This window comes from Streptomyces sp. NBC_00122 (genome assembly GCF_045160845.1).
Taxonomy (GTDB): domain Bacteria; phylum Actinomycetota; class Actinomycetes; order Streptomycetales; family Streptomycetaceae; genus Streptomyces.
On the sequence record NZ_CP108191.1, the window covers coordinates 4,705,364 to 4,719,956 of the forward strand.

Here is a 14,593-nt window from a genome sequence, read left to right on the forward strand (position 1 = left end):
AACCTCCGCCTGACCAGCGGCCCAACATCCCGAAAGGGCAACGCGCATGGAGCAGTTCGAGCCCGACCGCCTCTCGGCGGCGCAACTCGCCGCGATGCGGCGCAGCCTCACCAGCGGGCGCGGCGCCCTCACCCGCCGCTCGCTGCTGCGCGCCTCCGGAGTCGGAGCGCTCACCCTCGGCGGCCTGTCCACCCTCGCCGCGTGCGGCATCCCGCCCGCCAAGCGCGCGGGTGACGCGGCGGCGGCCTCCGACGACCACTCGGCCCAGGAGAAGGAGATCAACTTCTCCAACTGGACCGAGTACATGGACACCAGCGAGGACGAGAAGAGCCGTCCCACCCTGGAGGAGTTCACCAAGCGGACCGGGATCAAGGTCAAGTACACCGAGGACATCAACGACAACGTCGAGTTCTTCGGCAAGATCCGCCCGCAGCTCGCCGCAGGCCAGGACACCGGCCGCGACCTGATCGTCGTCACCGACTGGCTCGCCTCCCGCATCATCCGCCTCGGCTGGGCGCAGAAGCTGGACCCCTCGCACCTCCCGCACGCCTACGCGAACCTGATCCCGCAGTTCCGCACCCCCGACTGGGACCCGGGCCGTTCGTACAGCTACCCGTGGACCGGCATCGACACCGTCATCGCCTACAACACCAAGGCCACCGACGGGAAGAAGGTCGACTCCGTCACCCAGCTGCTCGACGACCCCACCCTCAAGGGCCGGGTCGGCTTCCTCACCGAGATGCGCGACAGCGTCGGCATGACCCTGCTCGACCAGGGCAAGGATCCGGCGAACTTCACCACCGCGGACTTCGACGGGGCGATCGGCCGGCTCCAGAAGGGCGTGGACACCAAGCAGATACGCCGCTTCACCGGCAACGACTACACCGCCGACCTCGACAAGGGCGACCTGGCCGCCTGCCTCGCCTGGGCGGGCGACGTCATCCAGCTCCAGGCCGGCAACCCGGACATCCAGTACGCGATCCCGGCACCCGGCTACATCACCTCCAGCGACAACCTGCTGGTCCCCGCCCACGCCCGGCACAAGGCCAACGCCGAGAAGCTCATCGACTTCTACTACGAACCTGAGGTCGCCGCCCAGCTGGCCGCCTTCATCAGCTACGTCTGCCCGGTCGAGGGCGTCAAGGACGAGCTGGCCAAGATCGATCCCGCCCTCGCGGACAACCCGCTGATCGTGCCGGACAAGGCGATGGCCGCGAAGGCACACTCCTTCCGCTCGCTCAGCAGCGAGGAAGAGACGGCGTACGAAGAGAAGTTCGCCAAGCTGATCGGCGCGTAGCGGTACCCGCCTCGCCGCGAACCCCTCCCTTGACCTCTTCGCCCCACCCAACCCCGGGACCCATCCATGACTGACAAGACCGCGGGCGGCGACGTCCGCCTCGCCGGGATCAGCAAGCACTACGGCACCTTCACCGCCGTGCACCCGCTGGATCTCACCATTCCCCAGGGCTCCTTCTTCGCCCTGCTCGGCGCGTCCGGCTGCGGGAAGACCACCACCCTGCGCATGATCGCCGGCCTGGAGGAGCCCTCCACCGGCACGGTCCACCTCGGCGACCGGGCGGTCACCCACCTGCCGCCGTACAAGCGGCCGGTCAACACGGTCTTCCAGAGCTACGCCCTCTTCCCGCACCTGAACATCTACGAGAACGTGGCCTTCGGCCTGCGCCGCCGCGGCATAAAGTCGGTCAAGAAGCAGGTCGACGAGATGCTGGAGCTGGTCCAGCTCGGCCAGTTCGCCCAGCGCAAGCCGCACCAGCTCTCCGGCGGGCAGCAGCAGCGGGTCGCGGTCGCCCGTGCCCTGATCAACCACCCCCAGGTGCTCCTCCTCGACGAGCCGCTCGGCGCCCTCGACCTCAAGCTGCGCCGCCAGATGCAGCTGGAGCTCAAGCGCATCCAGACCGAGGTGGGCATCACCTTCGTGCACGTCACGCACGACCAGGAAGAGGCCATGACCATGGCCGACACGGTCGCCGTGATGAACGGCGGCCGCGTCGAGCAGCTGGGCGCGCCCGCCGAGCTGTACGAGAACCCGGGCACCACGTTCGTCGCCAACTTCCTCGGCACCTCGAACCTCATCGAAGCCGAGGTCCTGGAGGCGGGCGGCGCCGACGTCGTGGTCAGCTCGGCCGGGACGAAGCTGCGGCTGCCCGGGGCCCGCTGCTCGACCACCCCCAAGGCGGGCGGAAAGCTGCTGGTCGGGGTACGCCCGGAGAAGATATCCGTGGTCCACGCCGACGAGGAGGACACCATCGCGGCCGGCCGCAACAAGGTGCCCGGCCGGATCGCGGCCTCCTCCTTCATCGGCGTCTCCACCCAGTTCGTCATCGACAGCCAGGTCTGCCCCGAGCTGGAGGTGTACGTCCAGAACATCGAGCGGGACGCCCGCCTGGTGCCGGGCGCCGAGGTGGTCCTGCACTGGAACCCGGAGCACACCTTCGGCCTGGATGCCGCCCAGGACATCGACGCGGGCATCGAGACGGTCGAGGAGATCGCGTGACCGGCCCCGCTGTAGAAGCAGCGCCGCCCCAGGCGCCCGCCCCCGCCGGACCCCCGGTGCACAAGCCGTCGGTACGCAAGCGGCTGGTCCCGTACTGGCTGCTGCTCCCCGGCATCCTGTGGCTGCTGGTCTTCTTCGTGCTGCCGATGGTCTACCAGGCCTCCACCTCGGTGCAGACCGGCTCCCTCGAAGAGGGCTTCGAGGTCACCTGGCACTTCCAGACCTACTGGGACGCCTTCACCGAGTACCTGCCGCAGTTCCTGCGCTCCCTGCTGTACGCCGGCACCGCCACCGTGCTGTGCCTGCTGCTCGGGTACCCGCTGGCCTACCTGATCGCCTTCAGGGCGGGCCGCTGGCGCAACCTGCTGCTCGTGCTCGTCATCGCGCCGTTCTTCACCAGCTTCCTGATCCGCACGCTCGCCTGGAAGACGATCCTGGCCGACAGCGGCCCGGTCGTCGCCGTCCTCAACAAGATCGGCTTCCTGGACGTCACGAGCTGGCTCGGCATCACCCAGGGGGACCGGGTGCTGGCCACGCCGCTCGCGGTCGTCTGCGGTCTCACGTACAACTTCCTCCCCTTCATGATCCTGCCGCTGTACTCCTCGCTGGAGCGCATCGACACCCGCCTCCACGAGGCGGCCGGGGACCTGTACGCCCGCCCCGCCACGGTCTTCCGCAAGGTGACCTTCCCGCTGTCCATGCCGGGCGTGGTCTCCGGGACCCTGCTCACCTTCATCCCGGCGAGCGGCGACTACGTGAACGCCGAGCTGCTCGGCTCCACGGACACCCGGATGATCGGCAACGTCATCCAGTCGCAGTACCTGCGGATCCTCGACTACCCGACGGCTGCCGCGCTGTCGTTCATCCTCATGGCCATCGTGTTGATCATGGTCACCATCTACATCCGCCGAGCGGGGACGGAGGACCTGGTCTGATGCGCACCTCCATCGCCTGGCTCCGGCGCAATCTGGTCGTCATCGCGGGCCTCGTCACGCTCGCGTACATGATCCTGCCGAACGTGGTCGTGACCGTCTTCTCCTTCAACAACCCCACCGGGCGGTTCAACTACGCCTGGCAGGAGTTCTCGCTCGACGCGTGGAAGGACCCCTGCGGGGTCGCCGACCTGTGCGGCTCCCTCTCGCTCTCCCTCCAGATCGCCCTGTGGGCCACCGTCGCCGCGACCGCGCTGGGCACCGCCATCGCCTTCGCGATGGTGCGCTACCGCTTCCGGGCGCGCGGCGCGGTCAACTCGCTGATCTTCCTGCCCATGGCCATGCCCGAGATCGTGATGGCGGCCTCACTGCTCGCCCTCTTCCTCAACATGGGCATCCAGCTGGGCTTCTGGACGATCCTGATCGCCCACATCATGTTCTGCCTCAGCTTCGTCGTCGCCGCCGTCAAGGCGCGTGTCCTGTCCATGGACCCGCGGCTGGAGGAGGCCGCCCGCGACCTCTACGCGGGCCCGGTGCAGACCTTCGTACGGGTCACCCTGCCGATCGCGGCACCCGGTATCGCGGCGGGCGCGCTGCTCTCCTTCGCGCTCTCGTTCGACGACTTCATCATCACCAACTTCAACTCGGGCAACACCGTCACCTTCCCCATGTTCGTGTGGGGATCGGCCCAGCGCGGTACGCCTGTGCAGATCAACGTCATCGGCACGGCGATGTTCGTCATCGCGGTGCTGGTGGTGCTCGCCGGCCAGATGGTCGGCAACCGCCGCAAGAAAGCACAACCGAAGTAGTTCGAAAGCACGTCATCAGTTCCGTAGGGAGTTGGAAGCCATGGCCCCAGTCGCCATGCGAAGTGTTGCGAAATCCCTTTCCGAAGCGAAGCCGGTCTCGTACTGGCTGGACGACCCCGGCAAGCCCGCCGCGCAGCCGGCGCTGACCAGCGACGAGCGGTGCGACCTGCTGGTCATCGGCGGCGGCTACAGCGGTCTGTGGACCGCGCTGATCGCCAAGGAGCGCGACCCCGGACGGGACGTCGTCCTGATCGAGAGCAAGGAGGCGGGCTGGGCCGCCTCCGGCCGCAACGGCGGCTTCTGCGCCGCCTCCCTCACCCACGGCCTCGGCAACGGAATGGCCCGCTGGCCGGGGGAGCTCGCCAAGCTGGAGGAGCTGGGCGCCCGCAACCTCGACGCCATCGAGGAGGCGGTCGCCCGCTACGGCATCGACTGCGACTTCGAGCGCACCGGCGAGATCGACGTGGCCACCGAGCCCCACCAGGTCGAAGAGCTGCGGGAACTCCACGAGGAGGCCGGCCGCCTCGGCCTCGCGGGCGGCTCCGAGTGGCTGGAGGGGGACGCGCTGCGCGCCGAGGTCGACTCCCCGACCTTCCTCGCGGGCCTCTGGGACCGTGACGGCGTCGCCATGCTCAACCCGGCGAAGCTGGCCTGGGGCCTCAAGCAGGCCTGCCTCGACCTCGGGGTGCGGATCTACGAGAACACCCGCGGCCTCAAGATGGCCTCGGCCGGTCCGGGGATGACCGTGCAGACCCCGTACGGGACGATCCTCGCGCGCCGGGTCGCCCTGGGCACCAACATCTTCCCCTCGCTCGTCCGCCGCATCCGCCCGTTCACCGTGCCGGTCTACGACTACGCCCTGATGACCGAGCCGCTGGACGAGGCGCAGCTCGCCTCCATCGGCTGGAAGAACCGGCAGGGTCTGGGCGACAGCGCGAACCAGTTCCACTACTTCCGGATCACCAAGGACCACCGGATCCTGTGGGGCGGCTACGACGCGATCTACCCGTACCGGGGGAAGCTCGACTCCGAGTACGACCACCGCCCCGAGACCTACCTCAAGCTCGCGGAGCACTTCTTCACCTGCTTCCCGCAGCTGGAGGGGATCCGCTTCAGCCACGCGTGGGGCGGGGCGATCGACACCTGCTCGCGCTTCTCGGCCTTCTTCGGCACCGCGCACTCGGGGAAGGTGGCCTACGCGGCCGGCTACACCGGGCTCGGGGTGGGCGCCACCCGCTTCGGCGCGGACGTGATGCTGGACCTCCTCGACGGGGTCTCCACTGAGCGCACCCGGCTGGAGATGGTGAAGTCCAAGCCGATGCCGTTCCCGCCCGAGCCCTTCGCGTGGACCGGGATCACCCTCACCAAGTGGTCGCTCGCCCGCGCCGACAGCCGGGGAGGGCACCGCAACCTCTGGCTCAGGACGCTGGACCGCTTCGGCCTCGGCTTCGACAGCTGATCCGCCGAGGCGCACGCCCCCGCCGCACACCCGCCCGCCGGCGTGTGAGCCGCTTCACCACGTCGGAGTAACGGAATCCGCGTCATAGACCCGCCCGGCCCCGCTCTCTCCCGGTGAGAACCCTTCACCGGCACGAGACGAACGGAGGCCGGGCGATGGCGATCCCGGAGGCCAAGACGGCAGTGGAATGGCTGGTATCGGTGGCGCCGGATCCCGAAGCCTGCCGGGCGCGGTGGGAGAGCAACCCCCTCGGGGTCGCCCTGCTGCCCGCCGGCCGGCGCTGGGACGTGCTGATCCTGCCCGGGGAGCTGGGGCAGGCCACCCTCGACGTGCTGGCCCTGCTCCTCGCCCGGCCCGGCCCGGTGCTCGCGGATTTCGGCGACTCGCGGCTGGGCTTTTTCGTGCCTCCGGGCACGGCGTCCCGCTGGGTCGGTACGGGCGTACGGGGCGCCGGGCGCGGGACCTGGATCGTGGTGCCGTATCCCGGCCGGGCCACGGGCGGGGTGCGCTGGCTGGTGCTCCCGGACGGGCAGGGGATGCTCACCGACCCGGTGGTGCTGGAGCTCGCGATGCACGAGGCGGCCGCGCGCGTGGCGGCGGAGGAGGGCCGGACGTCTTGACAAGGGTATTGGTCTGGACCATCTTGGGCTCCTCCCTCGGTCGCCTCCCCCAGACTCCGTCCGGGGGACCCCCAGGGAGGTGCCCCCAGAACCCCTCCATCCCCCCACGTACCGGAGGCAGTTGTGCGCAGAGCCTGGTCCCTCCTCACGGCCGCCGCCCTCGCGGCGGCCGGCTTCCTCGCCGCGGGCCCGCCGGCCGCGGCGGCCGACGCCGACCTCGTACGCAACGGCGGCTTCGAAGCCGGCCTCGACGGCTGGAGCTGCTCGGGCGGCAGCGGAGCCGCCGTCAGCTCGCCCGTGCACGGCGGCGGCTCGGCCCTCAAGGCCACCCCGGCCGGCCAGGACAACGCCCGCTGCTCCCAGACCGTCGCGGTCAAGCCCGACTCGGCCTACACGCTGGCCGCCTGGGTGCAGGGCGCCTACGTCTACCTCGGCGCGAGCGGCACCGGCACCACCGACGTGTCGGCCTGGACGCAGACCCCGGGTGCCTGGAAGCAGCTGACGACCGGTTTCCGCACCGGCCCGTCGACGACCTCCGTCACCGTCTACACCCACGGCTGGTACGGCCAGCCCGCCCACCTCACCGACGACCTCACCCTGATCGGACCCGACCCGGGCGGCGCGGTCCTGCCGCCCGTCGCCCCCACCGGCCTGACGGCTTCCGCCACCTCGTCGAGCACGGCCTCCCTGTCCTGGCCGGCGGTACCCGGAGCCACCTCGTACACCGTCCACCGCGACGGCGCGACGCCCCTGTCCGTCAGCTCCGGCCCGGTGACGGTCACCGGACTCGCCGCGTCCACCACGTACACCTTCCGGGTCAGCGCGGTGAACTCGGCGGGCGAGTCCCCCAAGAGCGCCCCCGTCTCGGTGACCACGACGAGCGGCGGCGGTGGAGGCGGCGGCCTCCCGGCGCACGCGCTCGTCGGCTACCTGCACGCGAGCTTCGCCAACGGCTCGGGCTACCTCCGGATGGCCGACGTGCCCGCCTCCTGGGACGTCATCAACCTCGCCTTCGGCGAACCGACTTCGGTGACCTCGGGCGACATCCGCTTCCGGCTCTGCCCGGCCGCCGAGTGCCCGAACGTCGAATCCCCGGCCGAGTTCAAGGCGGCCGTCAAGGCCAAGCAGGCGGCGGGCAAGAAGGTGCTGATCTCCATCGGCGGCCAGAACGGCCAGGTGCAGCTGTCGACCACGGCCGCCCGCGACACCTTCGTCTCCTCCGTCAGCGCGATCATCGACGAGTACGGCCTGGACGGCCTCGACATCGACTTCGAGGGCCACTCCCTCTCCCTCGCCACCGGGGACACCGACTTCCGCGCCCCCACCACCCCGGGAATCGTCAACCTGATCTCGGCCGTGAAGACCCTGAAGGCCACGTACGGCCCCGACTTCGTCCTGACGATGGCCCCGGAGACCTTCTTCGTCCAGCTGGGCTACCAGTACTACGGCTCGGGCCCCTGGGGAGGCCAGGACCCGCGGGCGGGCGCGTACCTCCCGGTCATCCACGCCCTGCGCGACGACCTCACCCTGCTCCACGTCCAGGACTACAACTCGGGCTCGATCATGGGTCTCGACAACCAGTACCACTCCGTGGGCGGCGCGGACTTCCACATCGCCATGACCGACATGCTGCTCACCGGCTTCCCGGTGGCCGGCGACGCCGCCCGCGTCTTCCCGCCGCTGCGCCCGGACCAGGTCGCCATCGGCCTGCCGGCCACGACGAACGCGGGCAACGGCCACACTCCGCCCGCCGAGGTGAACAAAGCCCTGGACTGCCTGACGAAGAAGGCCGGCTGCGGCGCGTACCAGACCCACGGCACGTGGCCGGGCCTGCGCGGCCTGATGACCTGGTCGGTGAACTGGGACCGCTTCGGAGGCTGGGAGTTCAGCCGGAACTTCGACGCGTACTTCGGGGGCGCGGCCGGCTGACCCGCCCCACCGCCAGCAGCAGCGGGGCGCACACGAGGAGACTGGCCAGCACGTCCAGCGGCCAGTGCCAGCCCCGCAGCACCAGGCCCACGGCCGTCGCACCCGTCAGGACGAGGGCGACGGCCGTCGGCCATGCCCGGCGGGTGTACGGGGCGACGAGCAGCGCCGCCCCGAGGTAGGCGACGGCCGCGGTCGCGGTGTGGCCCGAGGGGTAGTAGCCGGCGGCCCAGGGCTCCAGCGGGCCGGGCCGGGCGGTCCATTCCTTCAGCGGGACGACCAGGGCCGGGACCAGGGCCATGGCCAGGGCCGCGGCCGCGGCGCCGCGCCGGTTGCCGCGCCGGGCGGCGTACGCCACGGCGAGGAGGAGCACGGGCAGGGCGACGGGGACGTTCCCGAGGTCCGAGAGCCGTTCGGTGACGGCGTCGGGGACGCTGCGGACGAGGGCGCGGCTGAGGCGCGCGTCCGGGGACAGCAGTGGCCCCGACACCAGGACCTGCCAGGTGATCAGGGCGAAGGCGGTCAGGCAGAGCGTTGCCTGGACGGCGGCCTTGGAAAGAGTGGCCGGCCGTCCCGGAACAGGGGGGATGGTTCCGGGACGGCCGCCCGGATCGGGTCGCCGCACGCCCCGGGGGGTTTGGGGCGGTCGGCCGTCCGATCGGTGAGGAGTGTGCGCGAACGCATGCCCAGTACGGCGCTGGGGAAGCCCGGCACTGGTGTCGCCCACGGTTTCCCGGGAGCGGGGTGTCTCACTCATCTGCAGAAACCGTACGGCAGCGAAAGGGGGACCGACAGCAGGAACGCGCTCCCGCCATCGGCCCCCCACACGTTCTTCACAGCGCCCGACGATTACCGCCGGTAGCGGTCGAGCGCTGCGCTCGGACGTTCTAACCGTTCGATCAGATGCCCGCGAAAGCGGCCTCGATGATGTCCAGGCCCTCGTTCAGCAGGTCCTCGCCGATGACGATCGGCGGCAGGAAGCGGAGCACGTTGCCGTAGGTGCCACAGGTGAGGACCATCACGCCCTCGGCGTGGCAGGCCTTGGCGAGCGACGCGGCCGCCTCCGGGAACGGGGTCTTGGACGCGGGGTCCTTGACGAGCTCGATCGCGATCATGGCGCCGCGGCCGCGGATGTCGCCGATGATGTCGTACTTCTCCTGCATGGCCGTCAGGCGGGCCTTCATGACGGACTCGATCTTCTTCGCCGCGGCGTTGAGGTCGAGCTCCTTCATGGTCTCGATGGAGCCGAGCGCACCGGCGCACGCCACCGGGTTGCCGCCGTAGGTGCCGCCCAGGCCGCCCGCGTGGGCGGAGTCCATGATCTCGGCGCGGCCGGTCACGGCGGCGAGCGGCAGACCGCCCGCGATGCCCTTGGCGGTGGTGATCAGGTCGGGGACGATGCCCTCGTCCTCACACGCGAACCACTGGCCGGTGCGGCAGAAGCCGGACTGGATCTCGTCGGCGACGAAGACGATGCCGTTGTCGTTGGCGAACTTCACGAGCGCGGGCAGGAAGCCCTTGGCCGGCTCGATGAAGCCGCCCTCGCCGAGGACCGGCTCGATGATGATCGCGGCGACGTTGTCGGCGCCGATCTGCTTGGTGATCTGGTCGATCGCCTGGGCGGCGGCCTCGGGACCGCAGTTCTCGGCGCCGGTGGGCCAGCGGTAGCCGTAGGCGACCGGGACGCGGTAGACCTCGGGGGCGAACGGGCCGAAGCCCTGCTTGTACGGCATGTTCTTCGAGGTCAGCGCCATCGTGAGGTTCGTACGGCCGTGGTAGCCGTGGTCGAAGACGACGACGGCCTGGCGCTTGGTGTACGCACGGGCGATCTTGACGGCGTTCTCGACGGCCTCGGCGCCGGAGTTGAACAGGGCCGACTTCTTGGCGTGGTCACCCGGGGTCAGCTCGGCGAGGGCCTCGCAGACCTCGACGTAGCCCTCGTACGGCGTGACCATGAAGCAGGTGTGCGTGAAGTTCGCGAGCTGCGCGGAGGCGCGGCGCACGACGGCCTCGGCGGAGGCGCCGACCGAGGTCACGGCGATGCCGGAGCCGAAGTCGATCAGGCGGTTGCCGTCGACGTCCTCGATGATGCCGCCGCCCGCACGGGCCGTGAAGACGGGGAGCACGGAGCCCACGCCGCCGGCCACCGTCTCGAGGCGGCGGGCCTGCAGCTCCTGCGACTTGGGGCCGGGGATCGCGGTGACGATGCGGCGCTCCTGCGGGACAGCGGTCATAGAGGGCTCCTGGGGGTGTTTTCGGACGCACTTGTGTCTTTGTCCGCAGGCTAGGCCCGGGGGTGGGGGTACTGCATGCTCCGTTCGGGAGTGGTGCCCGCGTGTCCTTGTCCGTGACGGCCATAGGAAGGATGCGGGACGTGTCCCGCCGGTCATGGCGGTGTACGGCCCCAACGCCCGGGCCGGGCACTAGATTGAGCGCCGCAGCGCACGGCACGGTCAGGGGGCAGGGGTTCATGGACACCGAGGGCACGTACGACGGTCAGGAGACCCGTTCGGGTCGTGTACCGCGACCCGCCGGGCCCCCCGCGCACCCGCCGGCCCTGCCGGGCCTCCCGCCGAAGCCCTCCCACGCGCCGGCGGCCGGGCCGGCGCTGGAGGACTGGCTGCGCCATCCGCGCGCCTCCGACGGGCCGGGCGTCTGGACCTACGGGCACGTGCCGCGGGCCGCCGAGGAACCCGAGGTGACCCCCACCCGCCAGCTGGTCAGCGGAGCGCTGATCGCCCTGCTGGCCGGGCTGCTCCTGTGGTCCCTGCTGTGGAACGGCTACCTCGGCGGGTTCTGGCTCTGGCCCCTCTACATGTTCACGCCCGACTCCTGGGCGGGGACGCTCCCGTCCGTCGTGGCCTCGTACGTCTGGTACGCCCTGGTCGCCGCCACCCTGACCATCGGCTTCGGGCGCCTCGGCCGCTGGCCCGAGCTGGGCCGCAGGCTGCTCGCCAGCCGCGCCGTCCGCGCCGTGCACGCCTTGCAGACCGCCGCCCCGGTCCGCCCCGAGGCGGGGGGCGCCGACGACCCCGCGCGCTGGCCGCAGTTGCGGGGTGCCGGGCTGGGGGACGCGGCCGAACGGCTCGAAGGGGAGGCCGGGGCCGGGCGGATGAACGACGTGGACTACGCGCGGATCCGACGGGCGTGGGAGTCCGTGTGCGCCGACCCGTCCCGGCTCCGGGCGTTCGCCGAGGCCGTGCGCGACAAGGGCGCCGGGGCCTGCGTACACCCGTCCGGGGAGCGGGACCTGCCCGTGCGCGCCGCCCGGCACGACCTGCTGGCCCGGCAGGTGCTGCTCGGCACCGTCGAGGACGGCCGGCGCAACCCGTACGCCCGCCGCGGTACCTCGCTCGCGCTCGACCCCGAGGTCCTCGGGACCTCGCTGCTCGCCGTCGGGCCCTCGGGATCCGGCAAGACCGGCCGGCTGGTGCGGCCCGTCGTCGAGTCCCTCGCGCTGCAGGCGCTCGCCGGCCAGGCCGCCGTCGTCGCCGTCGGCGCGGCCGGGGCCCGGCTCGGGCCGGACGCCGCGTACGACGTCGTGGTCCGCGTCGGCGACCCCGACTCCGTCTACGACCTCGACCTCTACGGCGGCGCGACGGACCCCGACGAGGCCGCCACCCTGCTCGCCGAGGCCTTCGTCGGAGACGTGCAGGGGATCGAGGTGCGCCGGGCCGCGACCGCCCTCGCCCAGCTGCTGGGGCCCTTCCGGGCGGCGTACGGGCGCTTCCCCGCCGTGGCCGAACTGCGCGAGCTGCTCGACCAGATGCCGGACGCCTTCGGCGAGCTGCGCCGGGACCTGGCCGACGCCGGCCTGCACACGATGCTCCGCGAACTCGACGCCCGGGAACGGCAGCACGGGGCTCCCGCGGACCCCGGACCGGCTCTCGCCGACCGCGTGGCCCTGCTCGACCGGCCCGCCTTCGCCGGGTTCTTCGACACCACCGGCCAGGGCCGGCCGTTCTCGCTGCGCACCCTCGAACACCCGATCCGGGTCCGCGTCGACCTGCCCGAGCGGGGACACGCCGACGCCTCGCGGATGCTGGCCCGGCTGCTGCTCGCGCAGTTCAACGCCGCCGCGGCCGCCCGCGCCGACCGCTCCCTCTTCGCCTTCCTCGCCTTCGACGACGCCTCGCACACCCTGACCGCGCAGACCGTCCGGGGCGTGCAGCGGCTGCGCTCGGCGAACGCCGGAGTCCTGCTCACGCTGCGCTCGCTGGACGACGTACCGGAGGAGCTGCGGACCCCGCTGCTCGGTGCGGTCGGCTGCCGGATGGCCTTCTCCGGGGTCACCACCTGGGACGGCAAGCGGTTCGCCGAGACCTGGGGCACCGAATGGGTGGAGACGCGCGACGTCACCCACCGCACCGTCTTCGCCGACCAGCCGCTGACCCGGGCGATCCACGCCTTCCGCAAGCTCGTCACCGGCAAGGCCGTCACCACCGACGCGGTCACCGTGCGGCAGGTGGAGCGGGAGCGGTGGTCCGCCTCGGACCTGGCGCACGACGTGCCGCCGGGGTACGCGGTGCTGTCGCTGACCTCGGTCCGGGGGGAGCGGGCGGCTCCGCTGCTGGTCCGGCTCGGCGGAACCGCCTGAACGGACCCGTACGAGGTGGCAGAATCGAGGGGAGCCGTTCGTACGACACGGCGAAAAGTGGACGCGGCTCCTCCTGCTGCCCTTCTGTCCTTCCCCTTCCGCCGCCCCCTCCCGCTAAGGCCTCCGGTAACCGATGCCGCTCACCCTCGCCTCGCTCGTCCAGCACTCGGCCCTCAAGCTCAGCGTCCGGGCGGGGGAGGGTCGCCTCGACACCCCCGTGCGCTGGGCCCACGTCAGCGAGCTCGCCGACCCCGTGCCCTACATGGAGGGCGGGGAACTGCTCCTGATCACCGCGATGAAGCTGGACGCGGAGGACCCGCAGGAGATGGTCCGCTACGTACGCCGCCTCGCCGCGGCCGGGGTCGTCGGCATCGGCTTCGCCGTCGGCGTGAACTACGAGGCGATCCCGGAGGCGCTGGTCGAGGCGGCGCGCGGCGAGGACATGCCGCTGCTGGAGGTCCCGCGGCGGACCCCGTTCCTCGCCATCAGCAAGGCCGTCTCCGCCGCACTCGCGGCCGACCAGTACCGGGCCGTGACCGCCGGCTTCGAGGCGCAGCGGGAGCTGACGCGCGCCGCGCTCGCCGCCGACGGGCCCGCCGAGCTGCTGTCGAAGCTGGCCGCGCACGTGCACGGCTGGGCCGCGCTGTACGACACCTCGGGCGCGGTCGTCGCGGCCGCCCCCGACTGGGCCGCTCGGCGCGCCGCCCGGCTCACCCCGGACGTGGAGCGGCTGCGGGAGCGGCCCGCGCCGGCGAGCGCCGTGGTCGGCGGCTCGGAGGACCGGGTCGAGCTGCAGTCCCTGGGCACGGGCCGGCGGGCGCGAGGCGCGCTCGCCGTCGGCACCGGGGCCCCGCTGGGCACGGCCGAGCGGTACGCGGTCCACTCCGCGGTCGCGCTCCTGACCCTCACCACCGAGCGCTCGCGCTCGCTGCACGACGCCGAGTCCCGGCTGGGGGCGGCGGTGCTGCGGATGCTGCTGGCGGGGGAGGCGGAGCACGCGCGGGCGGTGGCCGGGGACCTGTACGGGGCCCTGCTGGAGGCCCCGTTCCGGCTGATCGCGGCCGAGCCGGCGCTGCCGGGCACCGCGCAGCCCGAGGGTCTGGCCCTGCTGGCCGACACCGTGGAGTCGGCGGCCGCCCGCACCGGCGAGCCGCTGCTCGTGGTCCCGGAGCCGGGCCGGCTCGTCGTCCTGGCCGCCGACGGGGGCTCGGCCGTACAGGCGTGCCTGGACCACGCGGAGGCGCTGGAGGCGCGGCGCGGCCGGGACGCCGCAGGTCCGGAGCCGGACGAACTCGTCGTCGGCCTGTCCGCGCCGGCCGGCCCGGGTGCCGTGGCGGCGGCCCTGAAACAGGCCGACCAGGCCATGGCCGTGGCCCGGCGTCGGGGACGGCCGCTGGTGGAGCACGAGGAGATGGCGGCGGGCTCGGTCCTGCCGCTGCTGGCCGACGACGCCGTACGCGCCTTCGCGGACGGCACGCTGCGCGCGCTTCGGGAGCACGACGAGACGGGTCGCGGCGACCTGGTGGCCTCGCTGCAGGCCTGGCTCTCCCGGCACGGCCAGTGGGACGCGGCCGCCGCCGACCTCGGCGTGCACCGGCACACCCTGCGCTACCGGATGAAGCGGGTCGAGGAGATCCTCGGCCGCTCCCTGGACGACCCGGACGTCCGCATGGAGCTGTGGCTCGCCCTGAAGGCGTCCCCGGCCCCGTCGTAGCCACCGCCCCAGCAGGCGGCC

Annotated in this window: 11 protein-coding genes; 9 read left to right on the top strand and 2 right to left on the bottom strand. The window is 72.1% G+C overall.

From position 1 onward, the window contains the following. Positions 1-46 precede the first annotated feature (46 nt). The 7 genes from OG737_RS22460 (at position 47) to OG737_RS22490 (ending at position 8,264) form a co-directional block, all read left to right on the top strand. A complete protein-coding gene (locus OG737_RS22460; RefSeq protein ID WP_328927918.1) occupies positions 47-1,297 on the top strand; it encodes a spermidine/putrescine ABC transporter substrate-binding protein in 1,251 nt (416 codons plus the stop codon). Positions 1,298-1,363: 66 nt separating this feature from the next. Further along, positions 1,364-2,515: an ABC transporter ATP-binding protein gene (locus OG737_RS22465; RefSeq protein WP_405921904.1), complete on the top strand. Its 1,152-nt coding sequence runs from the start codon at positions 1,364-1,366 to the stop codon at positions 2,513-2,515. After that, positions 2,512-3,450 carry an ABC transporter permease gene (locus OG737_RS22470; protein ID WP_328927920.1) on the top strand — a complete coding sequence of 313 codons (939 nt, stop codon included), beginning with the start codon at positions 2,512-2,514 and terminating at the stop codon, positions 3,448-3,450. The genes OG737_RS22465 and OG737_RS22470 overlap by 4 nt, the downstream gene beginning before the upstream one ends. Further along, positions 3,450-4,256, top strand: coding sequence for an ABC transporter permease (locus tag OG737_RS22475; protein ID WP_328927921.1), 807 nt, complete (start codon positions 3,450-3,452; stop codon positions 4,254-4,256). The genes OG737_RS22470 and OG737_RS22475 overlap by 1 nt, the downstream gene beginning before the upstream one ends. A 40-nt stretch (positions 4,257-4,296) precedes the next feature. Further along, positions 4,297-5,715, top strand: coding sequence for an FAD-dependent oxidoreductase (locus OG737_RS22480; protein ID WP_328927922.1), 1,419 nt, complete (start codon positions 4,297-4,299; stop codon positions 5,713-5,715). A 155-nt stretch (positions 5,716-5,870) separates the two neighbouring features. After that, positions 5,871-6,335 carry a hypothetical protein gene (locus OG737_RS22485; RefSeq protein WP_405678283.1) on the top strand — a complete coding sequence of 155 codons (465 nt, stop codon included), beginning with the start codon at positions 5,871-5,873 and terminating at the stop codon, positions 6,333-6,335. A 123-nt stretch (positions 6,336-6,458) separates the two neighbouring features. Beyond that, positions 6,459-8,264, top strand: a complete 1,806-nt coding sequence (locus tag OG737_RS22490) for a glycoside hydrolase family 18 protein (protein ID WP_328927923.1) — start codon at positions 6,459-6,461, stop codon at positions 8,262-8,264. Here OG737_RS22490 and OG737_RS22495 read toward each other — a convergent pair. After that, on the bottom strand, positions 8,221-9,018 hold the full coding sequence (locus OG737_RS22495; protein WP_328927924.1) for a phosphatase PAP2 family protein: 798 nt from the start codon (positions 9,016-9,018) through the stop codon (positions 8,221-8,223). The genes OG737_RS22490 and OG737_RS22495 overlap by 44 nt on opposite strands. A gap of 142 nt (positions 9,019-9,160) precedes the next feature. Continuing rightward, the gene (gene gabT, locus OG737_RS22500) at positions 9,161-10,495 is read right to left on the bottom strand and encodes a 4-aminobutyrate--2-oxoglutarate transaminase (RefSeq protein WP_328927925.1); all 1,335 of its coding nucleotides are present in this window, start codon (positions 10,493-10,495) and stop codon (positions 9,161-9,163) included. Positions 10,496-10,731: 236 nt separating this feature from the next. On the opposite strand from gabT, the gene OG737_RS22505 reads away from it, so the two are divergent. Together OG737_RS22505 and OG737_RS22510 are read left to right on the top strand one after the other, a co-directional pair. Continuing rightward, positions 10,732-12,858 carry an ATP-binding protein gene (locus OG737_RS22505; RefSeq protein WP_328927926.1) on the top strand — a complete coding sequence of 709 codons (2,127 nt, stop codon included), beginning with the start codon at positions 10,732-10,734 and terminating at the stop codon, positions 12,856-12,858. 133 nt (positions 12,859-12,991) lie between these two features. Beyond that, a complete protein-coding gene (locus tag OG737_RS22510) occupies positions 12,992-14,572 on the top strand; it encodes a PucR family transcriptional regulator (protein WP_328927927.1) in 1,581 nt (526 codons plus the stop codon). Positions 14,573-14,593 lie beyond the last annotated feature (21 nt).

What these genes read in the sequence shown, in the direction of transcription:
- OG737_RS22460 (WP_328927918.1), top strand. Translation starts at nt 47, where the DNA reads ATGGAGCAGTTCGAGCCCGACCGCCTCTCGGCGGCGCAACTCGCCGCG.
- OG737_RS22465 (WP_405921904.1), top strand. Translation starts at nt 1,364, where the DNA reads ATGACTGACAAGACCGCGGGCGGCGACGTCCGCCTCGCCGGGATCAGC.
- OG737_RS22475 (WP_328927921.1), top strand. Translation starts at nt 3,450, where the DNA reads ATGCGCACCTCCATCGCCTGGCTCCGGCGCAATCTGGTCGTCATCGCG.
- OG737_RS22480 (WP_328927922.1), top strand. Translation starts at nt 4,297, where the DNA reads ATGGCCCCAGTCGCCATGCGAAGTGTTGCGAAATCCCTTTCCGAAGCG.
- OG737_RS22485 (WP_405678283.1), top strand. Translation starts at nt 5,871, where the DNA reads ATGGCGATCCCGGAGGCCAAGACGGCAGTGGAATGGCTGGTATCGGTG.
- OG737_RS22495 (WP_328927924.1), bottom strand. Translation starts at nt 9,018, where the DNA reads ATGAGTGAGACACCCCGCTCCCGGGAAACCGTGGGCGACACCAGTGCC.
- gabT (WP_328927925.1), bottom strand. Translation starts at nt 10,495, where the DNA reads ATGACCGCTGTCCCGCAGGAGCGCCGCATCGTCACCGCGATCCCCGGC.
- OG737_RS22505 (WP_328927926.1), top strand. Translation starts at nt 10,732, where the DNA reads ATGGACACCGAGGGCACGTACGACGGTCAGGAGACCCGTTCGGGTCGT.
- OG737_RS22510 (WP_328927927.1), top strand. Translation starts at nt 12,992, where the DNA reads ATGCCGCTCACCCTCGCCTCGCTCGTCCAGCACTCGGCCCTCAAGCTC.